Annotated in this window: 3 protein-coding genes; all 3 read right to left on the bottom strand. The window is 53.7% G+C overall.

All coding sequences use genetic code 11. The features are described from left to right. Positions 1–1,205 (bottom strand): hypothetical protein (locus tag C486_RS16645; protein ID WP_241432539.1); only part of this gene is annotated, 1,205 nt, incomplete at its 3' end. A 23-nt stretch (positions 1,206–1,228) separates the two neighbouring features. Further along, complete coding sequence (locus tag C486_RS16640; protein WP_004052064.1) at positions 1,229–1,438, bottom strand: hypothetical protein; 210 nt, start codon at positions 1,436–1,438, stop codon at positions 1,229–1,231. Further along, positions 1,438–1,858, bottom strand: a 421-nt coding sequence (locus C486_RS16635) for a hypothetical protein (protein WP_008458164.1), incomplete at its 5' end; no start/stop codon positions are given. The genes C486_RS16635 and C486_RS16640, both read right to left, overlap by 1 nt.

Raw genomic sequence — 1,858 nt, 5'->3', positions numbered from 1 at the left:
GTGGAGAGGTCAACAATCGTGCCGTTGGCCCCATCTTGAACAGCCATGTAGAAGGTTCCATTATAATCTGAAAATCGGTATGTCTGACCAGTATCCCAGCCACCAGATGCGTCATCTCCGGTGTAGAACAATGTTCCATTAAGCACCGTCGGATTGCCCGAGCCGTCTCCGACTGCAATAGTGTGCGATGCATTGATATCCCCGGAAGCACCGGTTGACGCGAGCATGGCCGCGCCCTGACCGTAGTATCCAGACTTTTTGAGAGATGTGGATGCCTCAGCCCCGATAGTGGATGGGTCCATCATCGCAAGGTCTGACGAGTTTATTTCGCCTGCTTGGTACTGGCTGGACACCTCATCAACGTAGGGGTCCATATTCGCAAGCACTTGTTGGGTCTGCTCTTGGGTTTCGTCGAGCAGATAGGTGTCGTTCTGGTCGTTCGCCCAAGAGCCGAGCGACCCATAATCCTGTGACTCGAAGATTCGTGTCTCCTCGGACGAGTTTGGTTCGACGGCAACAACCCGGATAGGAGATGCTTTTGGTGGGTCTGACGACCCCCCCGGATGGAAACGGGAGCCGGATGGGAGAGTCCTCAGAGAGATTTCTTCAGTATCGACAGATGTTCCATTGACTAACTCGAATTGAATCGTGTTTGTTCCAAGCGTTTCACCACCAGAGTACCATTCTCCATTCCTCTCATTTTGGTAGTAGTATCCAATTGTTTGGTCGGATTGGTTATCTAGACTAGCTATTTGAGTGACTTTAGCGTCCCAATCTGAGAGAATCCGAACCTGAACCCGAGAGTAGTAGTCTCGAACCGTTTGGTTCACCGCGGATTTAGCCTGTGACCGGGATGCACCGTTATTTAGCTCGTTCACCATCGTTATTTTAGCCTTTGACATGGCGACCGTTCGAGCATTAGCCATGAAGTTCTGCGTCGTCGTGGTGTACGAGTCGGTTGCGTCTTTCAGGGCAAGAGCGCTTGAATACGCATTTGTGGCGGTGAGATTCTCATAGTCGGTGTTGTCTGACCAATGACAACCCTCGGTATTGCCGAGAATCGTATTGAACCACGCACCACCGAGGTAGTTTGACGCCGAACCATCGCAGTTGACCATCTCCGCAGATGCGTGTCCGACCGGAGATGACCCTGGAACCACGCCGCTCGTGGCGGCGGTCGTGATGACGATTCCAACGAGCAGCATAACCATGACCCTCCGAACGAGAGTCACGAATCAAACACCTCAACGAGTCCGAGCCGGTCTGCGATGAGAGACCCACCGGCTGCACCAACCACAATCAGCCCTATTTCAAGACTGCCACCAAGCAGGTCGGATAAAATCGTGATGTCTGCGCCCGCGGATAGTCCGGCGTCGAGAGCACCAACCGACGCGCCAAGTGTGGCGACCGTCTCTAGGTCAAGGTCAAGGTCCACCATTAGAGCATCCACCCCGCAGCGAACCCGGCCGTGCTCGTGATGCCGACGTAGACCAAGCCCCAGAGGTCGCTACTCTGGAAGAATGAGGAAACGTCACCGACCAACAGCCACGCAGCGAACACCCCGACCGTGCCGAAAATCGACCACATATAGTAGTCGTCAAGCTTCTCCGCATCGTCTTTGAGAGACGATAGGTCGGTGTTCTCGTTCGTGATGATGATGCCCGCGAACGCGCCGACAGATACCGCGTACGCAAGCGTGATTTCGATATTCCCCGACGAGAAAATCACGTCGGTGAAATTGATATCGAATAGTTGGAAGGTTGCGATGCCCGTCTGAATGAATCCGGCGACCATGAGAGCCACCGTGAACCCCGCGTCTGCGGGGTCGAATTCCATCTTCGACATTACATTTTTAGAC

The organism is Natrinema gari JCM 14663 (genome assembly GCF_000337175.1).
In the GTDB taxonomy this organism is placed as follows: Archaea; Halobacteriota; Halobacteria; order Halobacteriales; family Natrialbaceae; genus Natrinema; species Natrinema gari.
The sequence above is the reverse complement of the archived record's forward strand: the minus strand, read 5'-3'. Positions and strand labels throughout refer to the sequence as shown.

Bases quoted from the DNA above. Each gene is read 5' to 3' on its own strand.
- C486_RS16640 (WP_004052064.1), bottom strand. From the start codon at position 1,438: ATGGTGGACCTTGACCTTGACCTAGAGACGGTCGCCACACTTGGCGCG.